This window comes from Variovorax sp. 54, from assembly GCF_002754375.1.
In the GTDB taxonomy this organism is placed as follows: domain Bacteria; phylum Pseudomonadota; class Gammaproteobacteria; order Burkholderiales; family Burkholderiaceae_C; genus Variovorax.
Genome location: NZ_PEFF01000001.1, coordinates 5,848,221 through 5,863,029, shown reverse-complemented (window position 1 = coordinate 5,863,029; position 14,809 = coordinate 5,848,221). Strand labels below are relative to the sequence as shown.

The following is a 14,809-nucleotide window of genomic DNA, read 5'->3' as shown; positions in this document are numbered from 1 at the left end:
TGCCTCGATTGTCCCCCAGCACGCGCTCCCCACCCGGCTCAGGCGACCGTCAAGAACACCGGCGCCCACGTGTGACTTGACCGCGCCAGCAGCCGGCGCTCAGGCCTCGCGTGCGCACGCCAGCATCAGGCCGCGCAGCCATTCATGCGCAGGCGAATGGTCGGTGCGCGGGTGCCAGAGCATGCGCACGTCGAACAACGGCAGCTCCAGCGGGATGTCGAACAACGAGACCGTCGCCATGCGCGTCATGCGGCGCGCCAGGCGTGCGGGCACGCTGGCCACCATGTCCGAGGTCTCCAGCACGAAGGGCAGCGCCAGAAAGCTGGGCTTGATCATCTGAACCCGCCGGCGCAGGCCATGGGGTTCGAGCGCTGCGTCGATCTGCACGTTGTAGATCTGCGCGGCATCGAGTTCGATGGTCACATGCGGCAGCGCGCAGAAACCGGCCACGTCCAGCGTTTGGGAAAGCACCGGGTGACTGCTGGCGCACAGGCCGAGGAAGCGATCCGAAAAGAGCTTGCGCCCCTTCAGGTAGTCCGGCGCGCCGGGGAAATACGTCAACGCCAGATCGAGTTCGCCAGCCGCCATCATCTCGCCGAAGTGATGGGGATTGGTCTGCAGCACATGCAGCTTCACGCCCGGCGCCTCCTGCCGGACGCGGCGCATCACGGCGGGCATCATCAGCAGGTCGATGTAGTCGATGACGATCAGGCGAAAGGTCGTCGTCGCGGTGGCAGGGTCGAAGCTCGGCGAATCGAGCACGCGTTCGAGCGCGCCGATGGCGTCCTGCACACGCGGCCAGAGCACCAAGGCCAGCTCTGTCGGCATCCATCCGCTGCCCGAGCGCATCAGCAATTCATCGCCGAACAGATCGCGCAGCTTGGCCAGCGACACGCTCATCGACGACTGGCTCATGCCCAGCCGTTCCGCGGCGCGGGTCACATGCCTTTCACGCAGCAGCGCGTCGAAGGCGCGCAGCAGGTGCAGGTCGAGATCCTGAAGTTTCATGGACCTATCTTGCCGCGGCGGCGCGTGGATCGCGCCTCGCGGGGCGACGGGAAAACCCGCATGCGTCATCACGAAGCCGATGGCGCGCATCGGATCTTGCGATGGCGTTCGCGGACCTGGACGCGAATACTCGAAGGCCTCTCCTTCACTTCCACAGAGATGTTCACGATGGCCATTCCCCAGATCCGCGTCACGCGCGAAGAGATGCGCAAACGTGTTGCCTACTTCAAGGACCTCAAGGGCTTCGACGGGGGCCTGCCCGACAGCCGATACCCGAGCGCCGTGCGCAAGCTCTACAACGCGGTGGGCTTCCAGCCGCCGGCCGGCAAGGGCGGTGCGCAGGTGGTGTCGCCGGTGGGCGCGCAAGCCGCCGAGAACGCCGCCATTCGCATCAGCGAAGGCTTCAACCTCGGCTTCTGCGAGGCCAAGCCGGGCAACGGCCCGATGATGCACAACCACGACACCAACGAGACCTTCATGCCCCTGACCGGCACCTGGCGCTGCTCGTGGGAACTGGACGGCAAGGACGAATACTTCGACGTCGGCCCCTGGGACATTTGCTCTTTTCCGCCCGGCGTGAACCGGCGCTTCGAGAACATCACCCACAGCGAGCCGGACAAGACGCACTTTTTGATGTTCGTCATCGGTGGCAACGCACCGGAGGCCGACTTCACCGAGAAGGCCAAATCGACGCTGCGCGAAGAAGGCTACCTCGCATGAGCCTGGCTCACCCTTCGCCGCCCGCCTTGAGCCGCTATGTCGCCAGCGCGCCGCTGGGCCGCTTCACCGAGGACGACGGCACGCACTGGGGCTACCGCGACAACGCCCGCCGCTCCGCCAAGGCGCCGCTGGTCCTGCTGCCGGGCGCGCTGGGCAATGGCGACACGGCCTGGCACGTGGCGCAAGCCTTCGATGCCGAGCGCCGCGTGGTCAGCGTCACCTACCCCGGCGGCCGCAGCCCCTCGCAACTCGCGCACGGGCTGGCTGCGCTGCTCGGGCATCTGGACACCGGCGCGGTCGCGCTCTGGGGTTCGTCCTACGGCGCCTGGTGGGCGCAGCATGTCGCCGCCGAATTCCCGCAGCACGTTTCGGCGCTGTGGCTGGGCAACACCTTCGTCGACGGGTCCGACGTGAAGGCTTCGCCCCTGTTCGATGCGGCCTGGCTGGACGCCGCCACCGATGACGAGGTCATCGCCCGCTGGCATGCCGCCCTGGCGGCCAGGCCCGCCGATCTGCTGCGCAGCGTACAGCTGCACATGCTGCACCACGGCCTGCCGGCGGGCGCCTTCCACCAACGATTGCGCCAGGTGGCCCATGCGCAGGCGCCAGCTGCCGTGGCAGTCGTCGCACGCACCGTGGTGTGCGACTGCGAGGACGACCCGACGATCACACCCGTGGTGCGTGCGCGTGTACGGGCGCTCTACCCTGACGCTCGGCACCTGAGCCTTGCGACGGGCGGCCATTATCCCCACATCGTTGCGCCTCAGCCGCTCATCGCCGCCTTGCGCGACTGGCTCGCCTGAGCCTTTCAGAAAAAAAGAACGGAGACACCCCATGCAGGACCCACGCTTTTCCCGCCGCACCGTGCTCACGCACCTGGGCGCGGCTGCCGCCGCAATGGCCGCCCCGCCGCTGCTGGCACAGGGCAAGTGGCCCGACCGGCCCATCAAGGTCATCGTGCCCTTTGCGGCCGGTGTATCGCCCGACGTGGTGGCACGCATCGTGAGCGAGCCCCTCGGGCGTGCGCTCGGGCAGCCCGTGGTCATCGACAATCGCGCAGGCGCGGCCGGCATCATCGGCGCGGAGCTCGCGGCCAAGAGCCCGGGCGACGGCTACACGCTGTTCATGACGGTCAACTCGATCATGGGCATCAATCCCAACGTGTACACCAAGCTGCCCTACGACACCTTCCGCGACTTCGCACCCGTGACCCAGGTGGCACTGGTGCCCTATGTGCTGGTCACCGGCCCGAACCAGCCCGACGCCACCCTGAAAGACCTGATCGCACGCGCGAAGGCCAAGCCGGGATCGGTCGACTACGGGTCGCTGGGCATCGGCTCGGGCCCGCACGTGGTGATGGAGATGATGAACAACATGGCCGGCATCCAGATGGTCCACGTGCCCTACAAAGGAAGCCCGTTGGCCGATGTGATGGCCGGGCAGATGCCGCTGGCCTTCGAGCCGGCCACCACCGCGATACCGCTGGTCAAGAGCGGCAAGCTGCGTGCGTTGGCCATCACCAGCAAGAAGCGCAGTGCCGCACTGCCCGACGTGCCCGCCGTGGCCGAATTGCTGCCCGGCTACGACGGCGACGGCTGGCAGGGCTTCTACGTGCCGGCCGCAACGCCCAAGGACATCGTCGCGCGCTTCAATACCGAAATCGTGAAGGTGCTCAGACAACCCGACGTACAGCGCCGGCTGATCGACCTGGGCCTGCAACCGGTGGGCAGCACGATCGACGAATTCGCCAAAGTCTCGCGCGACGAATACGCCAAGTGGGGAAAGATCGCGAAGTCGAACAACATACGCATCGACAGCTGAGGGCGTCGGGCACGAGGCGTCAGGTGGCATCGCCCTTCGGGGCAGGCCTCACGTCGATGCGCGCGACAGCGTTGCCAGCTTGTTCTTCGCACTCTGCAGGAGGCCGACCTTCTCAACGGGCAGCTGCGCCTTCGTGTCCCCAAGCTTGATGATCTCGAGCGCCGCGGGTTTCGGCATGAGCGCGTCGCGCGGCGTGAGGCCGTTGAACTTCGCGTTCGAGATGACGTGCACCTTCAGGTGACGGTGGATGTTCTTCGAGAGCTTCTTGCAGGCGGCGCCCAAGGTGGCTTCGTCGGGAATCGACTGGCCGTGCACGACGAGCAGCTCCAGGGTGCCGTCTTCGTCCTCTGCGAGCACGAAGGCGCGCACGACCGAGGCCTTGAACTTGCCGCGCAGCATCGCGCGAACCGGCTCGGCCGCGGCGAACGACTTGAGCGCGATGTTGCGCAACTCGTCGTGGAAGATGAACGCGCGGTCGATCGCGAAGGTCTCTGCCTCCTCGGCCTTCGGCTTTTGCTTCTTCAGGATGCCGCTGCTGACGAGGTGCGCCAAGGTGCGTTCCACATCGGCCGTGTCGAGCTTCGAGCGATGGGCCAGCTCGCTGGAAGGCAAGGGTTGGTCGGGCGCGGCGTAGGCGACCATCAAGAGCTTTTGCACCTCGGGGGCGAAAAGAAAATCTGCAGCACTCATTTCGCGGTTCTCTACTTCTCTGCGTCTGTGGGGGTTCTCTACGAGCGGGTTGCATTATCGAGAGTGCCCCGCTTCCCGTGCGATGCGGCTTTCTCCACGGCGTTTTCGCGGCGGATTCCGTCACCGCGCATGGCGCCGGCCTACAGCGGCGCCCGGTGCGCGCCGGTATGAACGGCTGAACACGACAAGGAGCTTCAGCCATGGACCTGGAACAGACGATCGACAAGATCAAGCAAGTGGATGCCGCGCGCGCCGACTACCCCGGCGAACACCTCGTCGTGCTCGGCGCCGGCGTGCTGCTGTTGCTGGCCGCGGGCCGCAGCCGGTCGTTCCTGATGCGGATCGTCGCGGGCGCTGCCGGCGGCGCGCTGATCGGCCGGGCGGCGAGCGGCACCGGCGGCATCGCGAAGCTGGCCGGTGTGTTGCAGAACGGAGGCCTGGCATGGCCGCGCCGCTGACCTCACGGGCCGGCGCCCCCCGGCGGTACTGGGCCCCGTGCCTGGGCGTGGCGCTGGTGGCGATGTTGCTGTTCTACGTGACCTTGAAGGACCTGGTGCACGAGAGCGCGGCGCGCGCCGCGGCCTTGACCACCGCCGTCGTGCCGGTCGAGGCCGACAAATCGCCTCCCCTTCACGCGTTGCCGGATGCGGTAACGAACGCATCGACGAAACCGGCCACGCTGACGAACACGAACTTCGAAGCCCCGGTGATCGCCCCCGCAGCGCCCGCCGTCAAGGCCGTGCCTGCCGTCGTCGAGGTGCACAAGTGCGTCATGCCCGCGGGCGATGCGGCCTACTCCGACGGGCCGTGCCCCGAGGGCGCACGCGCGAGCACGCTGCGATTGCCGCGCGACCTGCATGCCTCGGCGAGTCCCTGAGCTTTCGAGCGGCTCACCCCGCTTTCAAAAACACATCGTGGTCCGGCGCGAAGTTGGCGTGCAGCGGCAGCATCGCGCCACCGAGCGCGCACGCCTGCACCCCTGCCCTGCCGCCGTGCAGCCGCGGCGACCACAGGCCTTCCCAGTTGCACTGCGCGAGCGCCGCGCGGGTCTGCTCCAGCAGCGCGTCGAGCAGCGTACGTGACATCGAACCGTCCATCACCACGTCGGCCAGGTCGAGCACCGCCGTGCTGCTGACGATGGCATGCGCCAGTGCCCGCGACGCGCCGCCGAGCCAGGCCTGCGTGGCCGCGGCGAACGGCGCTTCGAGCGCGCGTTCGTCGTACGCGGCGGTGGCGTCCAGGCCGTCGGCACGCAGGCGCTGCTCCAGCTCCCACAGCGAGGCCTCGGCCACCACCTGCGGCGGCAGGCCCGCCGAAGCCGTGGCCGATCGCATCGGCAGCGACGCGAGCGCACCCGCGTTGCCGTGCGCGCCCGTGTGCAGGTGCGAGTTGATGACCAGCCCGCCGCCCACGAAGGTGTCGACGAAGATGTAGAGAAAGCTCTTGAGGTCGTGGCCGCGCCCTGTCACCAACTCGGCCACGCAGGCCGCCACGGTGTCGCGCGCAAAGCCCACGGGCACGTCGGTGCGCGCGCGCACCTCGGCCAGCAGGTCCATCTGGTTCCACTCGTCCGACTGCGCCTTCGACAGCCCCAGCGTGCGGTGCCAGCCGCCGAGCTGGAACGGCGCCGCCAGCCCCGCGCCCACGTTGCGCGCGGCCAGCGGCCCGAGGCCGTCGCGCAGCCGGTGGATGTGCTCGGCGATCACAGGCAGCAGCGCCTCGGCGTCGGGAAACTCGTAGCGGATCGCGTGGTGCTCGCGGACCTGCGCCGCGAAGTCGATCAGCAGCCACTCGGCCCCGCGCCGCCCGAGCTTCACCCCGATGGCGAAGGCGCCGTCGGGGTTGAGCGCCAGCGGCACCGAGGGCTGGCCGATGCGCCCGCGCACGCGGCTTTGCTTGACGATGAGGCCGTCGTCCTCGAGCCGCGCGGTGATGAGGCCGATGGTCTGCGCGCTCAGGCCCGTGAGCCGCGCGAGGTCGGCCTTGGGCAGGCTGGTGTGCACGCGCAGCGCCTGCAGCACCACGCGCTCGTTGAACTGGCGCATGCCCACCTGGTTGGAGCCGCGCGGACGCAGCAAGGCCGACGGGTGTTCAACGATGTCGGCGTCGGTGTCAGGCATGCGCCTCCGCAGGCAACTGGTCGGCGGTCATGGCGCCGGTCATCACGGCCACGGTGTCGCTCATGCTGATTTTCTTGGGGTTGAGAACGGCGGCGCGCCGGCCGAGGCGTGCCACATGGATGCGGTCGGCCACCTCGAACACATGCGGCATGTTGTGGCTGATGAGCACCACGGGCAGGCCGCGCTCGCGCACACGGCGGATCAGCTCGAGCACCATGTTGCCCTCCTTCACGCCGAGGGCTGCGGTGGGCTCGTCCATGATGACCACGTGCCGCGCGAAGGCCGCGCTGCGCGCCACCGCCACGCACTGTCGCTGGCCGCCCGAGAGCGTTTCGACAGCCTGTGTCATCGACTGGATCCCGACCTTCAGGTCCGCCATGCGGGCGGCGCTTTCCTGCAGCATCTTCTTCTTGTCGAGCATGCGCAGCACGTTGCCCAGGAAGCCGGGGCGGCGCAGTTCGCGACCAAGGAACAGGTTCTCGTAGATGGTCATCGCGGGCGCGACGGCCAGGTCCTGGTAGACCGTCTCGATGCCCGCACGCCGCGCATCGAGCGGATTGCGAAAGTGCACCGGCGCGCCGTCGAGCAGGATCTCGCCCTCGTCGGGAATGGTCGCGCCCGAGAGCGCCTTGATGAGCGAGGACTTGCCCGCGCCGTTGTCGCCGATCACCGCGAGGATTTCGCCCTCGCGCAGTTCGAAGTCGACGCCGTCGAGCGCGGTGACCTGGCCGTAGCGCTTCACGAGGCCCTTGGCCTGCATGATGATCTTTGGGTTGGCTACGGTGTTCATCAGCGTGCTCCCTTGCGCGAGAGCTGGTCCGCGGCCACGGCAAGAATCACGAGCACGCCCGTCACCAGCACCTGGTAGATCGACGACACGCCCATCAGCGTGAGCCCGTTGCGGAACACGCCCACGATGAGCACGCCGATGAGCGAGCCCAGCACGATGCCGCGCCCGCCGAACAGGCTGGTGCCGCCGAGCACCACGGCCGTGATGGCGTCGAGGTTCTCGGTCTGGCCCGCGTTCGGGTCGCCCACCCCCGTGCGCGCCACCGACAGCAGCGAGGCGATGCCGTAGAGCACGCCCGCCGCCACGTACACGCCCAGCAGCACGCGCTGCGTCGGAATGCCGACCAGCCGCGTGGCTTCGGCGTTGTTGCCGACCGCGTAGATGTGGCGCCCGGCGGCCGTCTCGCGCAGCACGAACCACACGAGCACATACAGCGCCACCATCAGCACCGAGCCCCACGCCACTTCGGCGCTGCCGATGGTGAAGGTGGTGCCCAGGCCCGTGAGGCCGGCAGGCAGGTCGGTGATCGTTTGCGACGACGAATACAGCTGCGTGATCGCGAACGCGATGTTCAGCGTGCCCAGCGTCACGATGAACGGCGGCAGCTTGATGCGCGTCACCAAGAGGCCGTTGAGCAAACCGAAGAGCGTCGTCACACCGATGCCGCACAGGATGGCCACGGGCACCGGCATGCCCAGCTCGGTGGCGAACTTCGTCATGATGATTCCGCCCAGCGCCATCACCATGCCGCACGACAGGTCGATGCCGGCCGTGAGGATGATCAGCGTCTGGCCGATGGCGATCACGCCCACCACCATCACCTGCTGCAGGATCAGCGACAGGTTGCCGCCCGTCAGAAAGCGGTCGGACTGCGTCGCAAAGAAGATGCACGCGCCGAGCAAGGCCAGCCACGGCCCGAGGGCGCCCCACGGAATGCGGTGCGTTGGAGATGTCGCCATCGATGTGCCTCCCTTTCTTTCTACCGGGGGCCGCTTACTTCTTGCCCCAGCACAGCTCGGCGCCGGTCTTGGTGTCCTTGCTCTCGACGCCGGCCACGCTCTTGCCGGCGATGAGCGTCACGCCGGTGTCGACGTAGCCCGACGCCTTCTTGCCGGTCTTGGCGAACTCGACGCCCGCGGCCACGCCCATGGCGGCCATCTTCAGCGGGTACTGCTGCGAGGTCGCGGCGATGACGCCGGCGGCCGTGTCCTTGATGCCCTGGCAGCCGCCGTCGACCGAGACGATCATCACGCCCTTTTCCTTGCCCGCGCGCTTGAGCGCGTTGTAGGCACCGGCCGCGGCGGGTTCGTTGATGGTGTAGACCAGATTCACGTCGGGCGCTTTCTGCAGGCAGTTTTCCATCACGGTCTGCGCCTTGGCCTGGTCGCCGAAGCTGTCGGCCATGCAGACGATTTCGGGCGCCTTCGACAGCTCGTTCGACTTGGCATCGTTCGCCGCGAGGCCAAAGCCCTTCATGAAGCCGTTGTGGCGCTGCGCGCCCACGGGGTGGCCCGGCAGCAGGTCGAGCGCGACGATCTTGGGCGTCTTGCCGGCCATGGCGGCCTTGGCGTATTCGCCGATGAGCACGCCGGCCGTGTAGTTGTTGGTGGCAAAGAGCGCGTCGGTCGCGTCCGGCGGATCGGCCGGGCTGTCGAGCGCAATCACCATGATTCCCTTGTCGCGCGCCTTCTTGATCGCCGGCACGATGGCCTTGGCGTCGCTGGGCGTGATGAGGATGGTCTTGGCGCCGGCGGCAATCATGTTTTCCATCGCCGTGATCTGGCCCGCGTTGTCGCCGTCGGCCTTGCCCGCGCCCGACAGCAGCTTGGCGCCCAGCTTCTTGGCCTCTTCCTGCGCGCCCTCCTTCATCTTCACGAAGAAGGGGTTGGTCTCGGTCTTGGTGACCAGGCCGATGACCGGTTCGCCGGCGGCCAGGGCCGTGGAGGCGGTGGAAGCGGCCAGGGCCAGAACGGCCAGGGCGGGAACGAAACGCGAGCTGACAAACATGGGGGTGTCTCCTTCAGGGGCGAGGCGCTCAGCGCCTGCCGTGCTTGCTGTGGAACCGGATGCCTTGCCCTCAAACAAGCGGGAAGACATCCGAACGCGAAGGGGACTATCGAGCAGGCGACCGACTAAATCAAGTCACTTTAGTTATCGAAAACCCGAGGGCGGCAGCCGATGGCCCTGGCCGGTTATTTGCGCTGCAGCGGGCGATTTGTAATTCGAATCACCTCATTCCAATGACCATGCCAGCTATTCTTTTCAAATTTTGACAATTGTCCTAATTGTTGATTTATCGTAACCACCGATGCGAAAAATCATCGATTTGTGGAGTGCAGAGCAAAGTTCGCGCTTCGGCCTGATGCCCGGAAAGCGTTGATGCCAATGGATGCAGTGCTCTGTTTTTCATTCCACGCCGCCGGCCAAGTTGAATAAATAAACCCGGAGGAATTGCGGCAGATGCTCGAGCACTTCGTGGAAATACTCCGAAACAATGCGGAGATCGCGCTGTTCCTGGTGCTGTGCATCGGTTACGCAGTCGGCCAGATCCGTTTCGGCCCGATCCAGCTCGGCGGCATCTGCGGCACGCTGATTGCCGCGCTGGTCGTCGGCCAGTTGGGCATCCGGCTCGACGACAGCGTGAAGAACGTGTTCTTCATGCTCTTCATCTTTGCGCTCGGCTACGCGGGCGGCCCGCAGTTCTTCGCCAACCTCGACGCCAAGGGCCTGCGCCTGGGCCTGCTGTGCCTGGTCGAGGTGGTGGTGGTGCTCGCGCTGGTGCTCGGTGCCACCGTGCTGCTGTCGCTCGACCAGGGCACCGCTGCCGGGCTGATGGCGGGCGCGGCCACCGAATCAGCGGTGGTGGGCACGGCGACCGATGCGATCTCCAAGCTTGCCCTCTCGGCCGCCGACATCGCGCAGCTGCAGGCCAATGTGGTCACGGCCTATTCCATCACCTACGTGTTCGGGCTGATCGCCATCGTGGTCGTCACGAGCCAGGTGTTTCCGCTGCTGCTGCGCGTCGACCTGCGCGCCGAAGCCGACAAGCTCTGGAAGACCATGGGCGGCGGCGCCGACGACCCGGACGCCGCCAGCGCCACGCCCGAGATGGTCGGGCGCGTGTTCCGCGTCACCGTGGGCCGCGGCCGCTCGGTCGGTGAACTGACGTCGATCCTCGGGCGGCAGGCCAGCATCGAGCGCGTGGTGCGCGACGGCCAGCCCCTCGCGGTCGCGCCCGACCTGCACCTGCGCGTGGGCGACCGCGTGCTCGCCATCGGCCGGCGCAGCACGCTCGTCAACGTGGGCGAACTGCTGGGCCCCGAGTTCGCCGACACCGCCGCGTTCGACACCGTGGTCGAGACCACCGAAGTCGTCGCCAACCGCCGCGAATGGTTCGGCCGCGGGCTGCGCGAACTCGAAGCGGTGCTGCCGTCCGCCGTGCAGGTGATCGGCGTGGCGCGCGACGGCCACGCCATGCCACTGCTCAACGACCTGACGCTGCAGCGTGGCGACGTGCTCCAGCTCTACGGCCCCGCGCCCGAGGTGGCAACCGCCATCGCGCAGATCGGCGACCGCGTGATCGCCTCCACGCGCAGCAACATCAGCTTCGCCGCCGCGGGCATTTTGCTGGGCGTGTTCATCGGCGGCTTCAGCGCAAAGATCGGCGGCATACCTTTCTCGCTCGGCACCGGCGGTGGCGCGCTGCTCACGGGGCTGGCCTTCGGCTGGTACCAGTCGAAGCACCCGCACCGGCTGAGCGTGCCGGCCGACGCGCTCGCGCTCATGAAGGACCTGGGCCTGGCCACCTTCATCGCCTGCGTGGGCCTGGCCTCGGGGCCGCAGGCGCTGGCGCTGATCCAGAAGTTCGGCATTGCGCTGCCGCTGGTGGGCGTTGCCATCGCGGTGGTGCCGGCCAGCATCTCTCTGTTCGTGGGCCATCGCCTGCTCAAGCTCGAGGCGCCGGTGCTGCTGGGCGCCATCGCCGGCCAGCAATGCAGCACGCCCGCGCTCAGCGCCGTGCAGAACGCCGCCGGCAACGCCACGCCGCTGCTGGGCTACACGATCACCTATGCCATCTCGAACGTGGTGCTGCCGCTGATGGGCCCGCTGATCGTGGCCTTGGCCGGGTTGGTGCAGCACGCGAAATAAGACGACGACCCGAGACGCTCCACGCCCTTCTCTTCTCTCTTCTTCCCATCGATGCCCTGAAAGGACTTCCCCTATGGAATGGCTGCATGAACTCTTCAAGAAGTCGCCCGAAATGGCGCTCTTCCTCTCGCTGGCGGTCGGCTACTGGATCGGCAAGATCAAGTTCGGCAAGTTCCAGCTCGGCGGCGTCGCCGGCTCGCTGCTGGTGGCGGTGATCGTCAGCCAGGTCGGCGTGCAGATCGACGGCGGCGTGAAGGCCGTGCTGTTCGCGCTGTTCATCTACGCCGTCGGCTTCGAGAGCGGGCCGCAGTTCTTCAGCTCGCTCGGCAAGCAGTCGATCAAGGAAATCATCCTGGCCGCCGTGATGGCGGCCACCGGCCTGGCCACCGTGGTGGTCATGGCCAAGCTGTTCGGGCTCGACAAGGGCCTGGCAGCGGGCGTGGCGGCCGGCGGCCTCACGCAGAGCGCCATCATCGGCACGGCGGGTGACGCCATCGGCAAGCTTGGCCTCGCAGCGGCCGAGACGGCGCGGCTGCAGAGCAACGTCGCCATCGGCTATGCCGTGACCTACGTGTTCGGTTCGTTCGGCGCGATCATCGTGTGCGTCAACATCCTGCCCAAGCTCATGGGCCGCAGCATCCGCGACGACGCGATTGCGGCCGAGACCGCGATGCAGGCCGGCGTGAAGGTGCTCGGCCCCGACCAGCAGGAAGCCGCACCGCCGCTGGTCGGCCGCATCTACCAGCTCACGAGCGACCCGCAACGCACGGTGGCCGACATCGAGAACGCCAACCCGTCGACCACCATCACCATCGAGCGCGTGAAGCGCAATGGCAAGTTCGTCGAGGTCAGCCCCACGCTCGTGCTGCGCCAGGGCGACTACGTGCTCACCGTCGGCCGGCGCGACGCCGTGGTGGCGAGCGCCCCGCTGCTGGGCAAGGAGGTCGATGCGGTCGACGGCATGGAACTCACCATGCACAAGCGCGAGATCGTGCTCACCAACAAGGACTTCGGCGGCAAGACCGTCGACCAGATCCGCCAGGCCACTGCCGGCGGCGTGCGCCACGGCATCTTCGTGGTGCAACTCAGCCGCATGGGCCAGGTGCTGCCGATGAAGCCCGACACCGTCGTGCAGGTCGGCGACCTGGTGTCGATCTTCGGCGCCGAACAGGACGTGAAGCGCGTGGCCGCCCTTGTCGGCGACGTGATCGTGCCGAGCGCCAAGACCGACTTCGTCTACCTCGGCGCAGGCCTGGTGGTGGGCCTGTTGATCGGCCTGCTGAGCGTGAAGGTCGGCAACATCCCGCTGACGCTCGGCGCCGGTGGCGGCGCGCTGCTGTCGGGCCTGCTGTTCGGCTGGTACCGCGCGAAGAAGCAGACCTTCGGCGCGCTGCCGCCCAGCGCGGTGCAGCTGCTGAAAGACCTGGGCCTGGCGGGCTTCGTGGTCGTGGTGGGCTTGTCGTCGGGCCTGCAGGCCGTGCAGACCATCAAGGAGCTGGGCCTGACCATCTTCGGCGTCGGCGTGGTCGTGACGCTCGTGCCGATGATCCTCACGATGCTGTTCGGCCGCTACGTGCTGCGCTACGACAACGCGGCCGTGTTCGCGGGCGCGCTGAGCGGCTCGCGCAGCGCCAACCCGGCCTTCGGCGAAGTGCTGGGCAAGGCCGAGAACGCGATTCCCACCGTGCCTTTTGCCATCACCTACGCGCTGGCGAACGTGTTCCTCACGCTACTCGGCCCGCTGATCGTGGCGCTGGTCTGAGCACGGCCCTCTTCTTTATTTCCTTTCTTTGATTTTTTCTCAACCAAGGAGTACTCCATGGATTTCGGCGACGTGAAAAAACTGGGTGGGCTGAGCCCGTTCGAACTGAAGGATGCGCTGATCCAGGTCGCACGACAGAGTGACCGGCTCATGCTCAACGCCGGCCGCGGCAACCCGAACTTCCTGGCCACCACCCCGCGCCACGGCTTCTTCCAGTTCGGCCTGTTCGCCATGACCGAGGCCGAGCGCTCGTACATCTACATGGCCGACGTGGGCGGCTTTCCGCAGCGCGAAGGCATCGAATCGCGCTTCGAGATCTTTGCCAAGTCGCATGCGGGCGAGCCCGGCGTGCGCTTTATCGAGGCGGCCGTGTCGTACGTGCGCGACCAGCTGGGCTTGTCGGCCGGCGACTTCATCTACGAGATGTGCGAGGCCATCCTGGGCTGCAACTACCCGGTGCCCGACCGCATGCTGCGCCTGTCCGAGATCATCGTGGGCCAGTACATCCACAAGGAGATGATCAACACCCACCCCTTCGTGGGCCGGTTCGACATGTACGCGGTGGAAGGCGGCACCGCCGCCATGACCTACCTGTTCAACAGCCTGCGCGAGAACCATCTGCTGTCGCCCGGCGACACCATCGCGCTGGGCATGCCGATCTTCACGCCCTACATCGAGATCCCGCACCTGAACGACTACCAGCTCATCGAGGCGCTGATCGACGCACCGTCGGAGAACAACTGGCAGTTCACGAAGAGGGAGCTGCAGAAACTGCTCGACCCGAAAGTCAAGGCCTTCTTCCTGTGCAACCCGAGCAACCCGCCGTCGGTGAAGATCAGCGACGAGGTGCTGGGCTACATCGTCGACATCGTGAAGCAGCGGCCCGACCTCATCATCCTCACGGACGACGTGTACGGCACCTTTGCCGACAACTTCACCTCGCTGTTCGCGATGTGTCCGCACAACACCATCCTGGTGTATTCGTTCTCGAAGTACTTCGGTGCCACCGGCTGGCGCATGGGCGTGGTCGCCACGCACGAGGACAACATCCTCGACCGCAAGATCGCCGCCCTGCCCGAAGCCAAGCGCCGGGAACTCGACGCGCGCTACAGCTCCATCACCACCGAGCCGCGAAAGCTGAAGTTCATCGACCGCCTCGTGGCCGACAGCCGCACCGTGGCGCTCAACCACACGGCCGGCCTTTCCACGCCGGTGCAGGCGCAGATGGTGATGTTCTCGCTGTTCTGCCTCATGGACGAAGGCGAGACCTACAAGAAGTCGATGAAGCACATCGTCTCGCGCCGCAAGGAAGCGCTGTACCGCGAGCTGGGCCTGCCGCTGCCGCCCGACCCGAACTCGGTGAGCTACTACCACCTGCTCGACCTGCAGGACATCGCCACGCAGATGCACGGCGAACGCTTCGGCAAGTGGATTCTCACGAAGCTGCAGCCGAACGAAGCGCTGTTCCGCATCGCCTCCGAAACCAGCATCGTGCTGCTGCCCGGGCGCGGCTTCGGCGGCAAGCACCCGTCGGGACGCGTGTCGCTGGCCAACCTCAACGAGTACGACTACGCGAACATCGGGCGCTCGCTGCGCAAGATGGCTTCGGAGTACTTTGCGATGTTTGAGAAGGAAACCGGCGGGAGCGGCAAGGAGCGCAGCGCTGGAAAGGCGGCCAAGGGCGGCATCGGCAAAACCACTGTCGTTAAACCCGCAAAACGCAGCAAAAAGTAGCCTCGTTCCGCCCCT

At 66.9% G+C, this 14,809-nt stretch carries 14 protein-coding genes; 8 read left to right on the top strand and 6 right to left on the bottom strand.

The annotated features are described in order from the left end of the window. Positions 1-99 precede the first annotated feature (99 nt). On the bottom strand, positions 100-1,008 hold the full coding sequence (locus CLU95_RS26860) for a LysR family transcriptional regulator (RefSeq protein ID WP_180288679.1): 909 nt from the start codon (positions 1,006-1,008) through the stop codon (positions 100-102). A gap of 168 nt (positions 1,009-1,176) precedes the next feature. On the opposite strand from CLU95_RS26860, the gene CLU95_RS26855 reads away from it, so the two are divergent. The 3 genes from CLU95_RS26855 to CLU95_RS26845 are packed head-to-tail and all read left to right on the top strand — an operon-like array spanning position 1,177 to position 3,549. After that, positions 1,177-1,728: a hypothetical protein gene (locus CLU95_RS26855; protein WP_095747553.1), complete on the top strand. Its 552-nt coding sequence runs from the start codon at positions 1,177-1,179 to the stop codon at positions 1,726-1,728. After that, positions 1,725-2,531, top strand: coding sequence for an alpha/beta fold hydrolase (locus CLU95_RS26850; RefSeq protein ID WP_099796407.1), 807 nt, complete (start codon positions 1,725-1,727; stop codon positions 2,529-2,531). The genes CLU95_RS26855 and CLU95_RS26850 overlap by 4 nt, the downstream gene beginning before the upstream one ends. A 31-nt stretch (positions 2,532-2,562) precedes the next feature. Beyond that, the gene (locus CLU95_RS26845) at positions 2,563-3,549 is read left to right on the top strand and encodes a tripartite tricarboxylate transporter substrate binding protein (protein WP_099796406.1); all 987 of its coding nucleotides are present in this window, start codon (positions 2,563-2,565) and stop codon (positions 3,547-3,549) included. A 48-nt stretch (positions 3,550-3,597) separates the two neighbouring features. Here the strand turns inward: CLU95_RS26845 and CLU95_RS26840 are convergent, their stop codons facing one another. Next, complete coding sequence (locus CLU95_RS26840; protein WP_099796405.1) at positions 3,598-4,239, bottom strand: hypothetical protein; 642 nt, start codon at positions 4,237-4,239, stop codon at positions 3,598-3,600. A 200-nt stretch (positions 4,240-4,439) separates the two neighbouring features. Here CLU95_RS26840 and CLU95_RS26835 point away from each other — a divergent pair, with 200 nt between their 5' ends. Both CLU95_RS26835 and CLU95_RS26830 read left to right on the top strand, forming a co-directional pair. Then, positions 4,440-4,697 (top strand): hypothetical protein, encoded by a 258-nt coding sequence (locus tag CLU95_RS26835; RefSeq protein WP_099796404.1) that lies wholly within the window; start codon positions 4,440-4,442, stop codon positions 4,695-4,697. Then, on the top strand, positions 4,682-5,116 hold the full coding sequence (locus CLU95_RS26830) for a hypothetical protein (protein ID WP_099796403.1): 435 nt from the start codon (positions 4,682-4,684) through the stop codon (positions 5,114-5,116). The genes CLU95_RS26835 and CLU95_RS26830 overlap by 16 nt, the downstream gene beginning before the upstream one ends. Positions 5,117-5,129: 13 nt before the next feature. On the opposite strand, the gene CLU95_RS26825 is transcribed toward CLU95_RS26830, so the two are convergent. Genes CLU95_RS26825 through CLU95_RS26810 form a run of 4 tightly spaced genes read right to left on the bottom strand, consistent with a single transcriptional unit; the run spans position 5,130 to position 9,156 of the window. Beyond that, positions 5,130-6,359, bottom strand: coding sequence for an ROK family transcriptional regulator (locus CLU95_RS26825; RefSeq protein WP_099796402.1), 1,230 nt, complete (start codon positions 6,357-6,359; stop codon positions 5,130-5,132). Further along, on the bottom strand, positions 6,352-7,149 hold the full coding sequence (locus CLU95_RS26820) for an ATP-binding cassette domain-containing protein (protein ID WP_099796401.1): 798 nt from the start codon (positions 7,147-7,149) through the stop codon (positions 6,352-6,354). Before CLU95_RS26820 ends, CLU95_RS26825 begins: the two co-directional genes overlap by 8 nt. Continuing rightward, positions 7,149-8,108 carry an ABC transporter permease gene (locus CLU95_RS26815; RefSeq protein ID WP_099796400.1) on the bottom strand — a complete coding sequence of 320 codons (960 nt, stop codon included), beginning with the start codon at positions 8,106-8,108 and terminating at the stop codon, positions 7,149-7,151. Before CLU95_RS26815 ends, CLU95_RS26820 begins: the two co-directional genes overlap by 1 nt. A 34-nt stretch (positions 8,109-8,142) precedes the next feature. Then, positions 8,143-9,156, bottom strand: coding sequence for a sugar ABC transporter substrate-binding protein (locus CLU95_RS26810; RefSeq protein ID WP_099796399.1), 1,014 nt, complete (start codon positions 9,154-9,156; stop codon positions 8,143-8,145). A gap of 468 nt (positions 9,157-9,624) precedes the next feature. Here CLU95_RS26810 and aspT (CLU95_RS26805) point away from each other — a divergent pair, with 468 nt between their 5' ends. The 3 genes from aspT (CLU95_RS26805) to CLU95_RS26795 all read left to right on the top strand — a co-directional run bounded on the left by aspT (CLU95_RS26805) (position 9,625) and on the right by CLU95_RS26795 (position 14,794). After that, positions 9,625-11,298, top strand: a complete 1,674-nt coding sequence (aspT, locus tag CLU95_RS26805; protein WP_306513150.1) for an aspartate-alanine antiporter — start codon at positions 9,625-9,627, stop codon at positions 11,296-11,298. Between the two features lie 73 nt (positions 11,299-11,371). Further along, positions 11,372-13,060, top strand: coding sequence for an aspartate-alanine antiporter (aspT, locus tag CLU95_RS26800; RefSeq protein ID WP_099796397.1), 1,689 nt, complete (start codon positions 11,372-11,374; stop codon positions 13,058-13,060). A 57-nt stretch (positions 13,061-13,117) separates the two neighbouring features. After that, positions 13,118-14,794: a bifunctional aspartate transaminase/aspartate 4-decarboxylase gene (locus CLU95_RS26795; protein ID WP_099796396.1), complete on the top strand. Its 1,677-nt coding sequence runs from the start codon at positions 13,118-13,120 to the stop codon at positions 14,792-14,794. Positions 14,795-14,809 lie beyond the last annotated feature (15 nt).

Excerpts from the sequence above, each read along its gene's own strand:
- CLU95_RS26835 (WP_099796404.1), top strand. The coding sequence starts at position 4,440 with ATGGACCTGGAACAGACGATCGACAAGATCAAGCAAGTGGATGCCGCG.
- CLU95_RS26795 (WP_099796396.1), top strand. The coding sequence starts at position 13,118 with ATGGATTTCGGCGACGTGAAAAAACTGGGTGGGCTGAGCCCGTTCGAA.
- aspT (WP_099796397.1), top strand. The coding sequence starts at position 11,372 with ATGGAATGGCTGCATGAACTCTTCAAGAAGTCGCCCGAAATGGCGCTC.
- CLU95_RS26860 (WP_180288679.1), bottom strand. The coding sequence starts at position 1,008 with ATGAAACTTCAGGATCTCGACCTGCACCTGCTGCGCGCCTTCGACGCG.
- CLU95_RS26815 (WP_099796400.1), bottom strand. The coding sequence starts at position 8,108 with ATGGCGACATCTCCAACGCACCGCATTCCGTGGGGCGCCCTCGGGCCG.
- CLU95_RS26840 (WP_099796405.1), bottom strand. The coding sequence starts at position 4,239 with ATGAGTGCTGCAGATTTTCTTTTCGCCCCCGAGGTGCAAAAGCTCTTG.
- CLU95_RS26825 (WP_099796402.1), bottom strand. The coding sequence starts at position 6,359 with ATGCCTGACACCGACGCCGACATCGTTGAACACCCGTCGGCCTTGCTG.
- CLU95_RS26845 (WP_099796406.1), top strand. The coding sequence starts at position 2,563 with ATGCAGGACCCACGCTTTTCCCGCCGCACCGTGCTCACGCACCTGGGC.
- CLU95_RS26855 (WP_095747553.1), top strand. The coding sequence starts at position 1,177 with ATGGCCATTCCCCAGATCCGCGTCACGCGCGAAGAGATGCGCAAACGT.
- CLU95_RS26850 (WP_099796407.1), top strand. The coding sequence starts at position 1,725 with ATGAGCCTGGCTCACCCTTCGCCGCCCGCCTTGAGCCGCTATGTCGCC.
- CLU95_RS26810 (WP_099796399.1), bottom strand. The coding sequence starts at position 9,156 with ATGTTTGTCAGCTCGCGTTTCGTTCCCGCCCTGGCCGTTCTGGCCCTG.
- CLU95_RS26830 (WP_099796403.1), top strand. The coding sequence starts at position 4,682 with ATGGCCGCGCCGCTGACCTCACGGGCCGGCGCCCCCCGGCGGTACTGG.
- CLU95_RS26820 (WP_099796401.1), bottom strand. The coding sequence starts at position 7,149 with ATGAACACCGTAGCCAACCCAAAGATCATCATGCAGGCCAAGGGCCTC.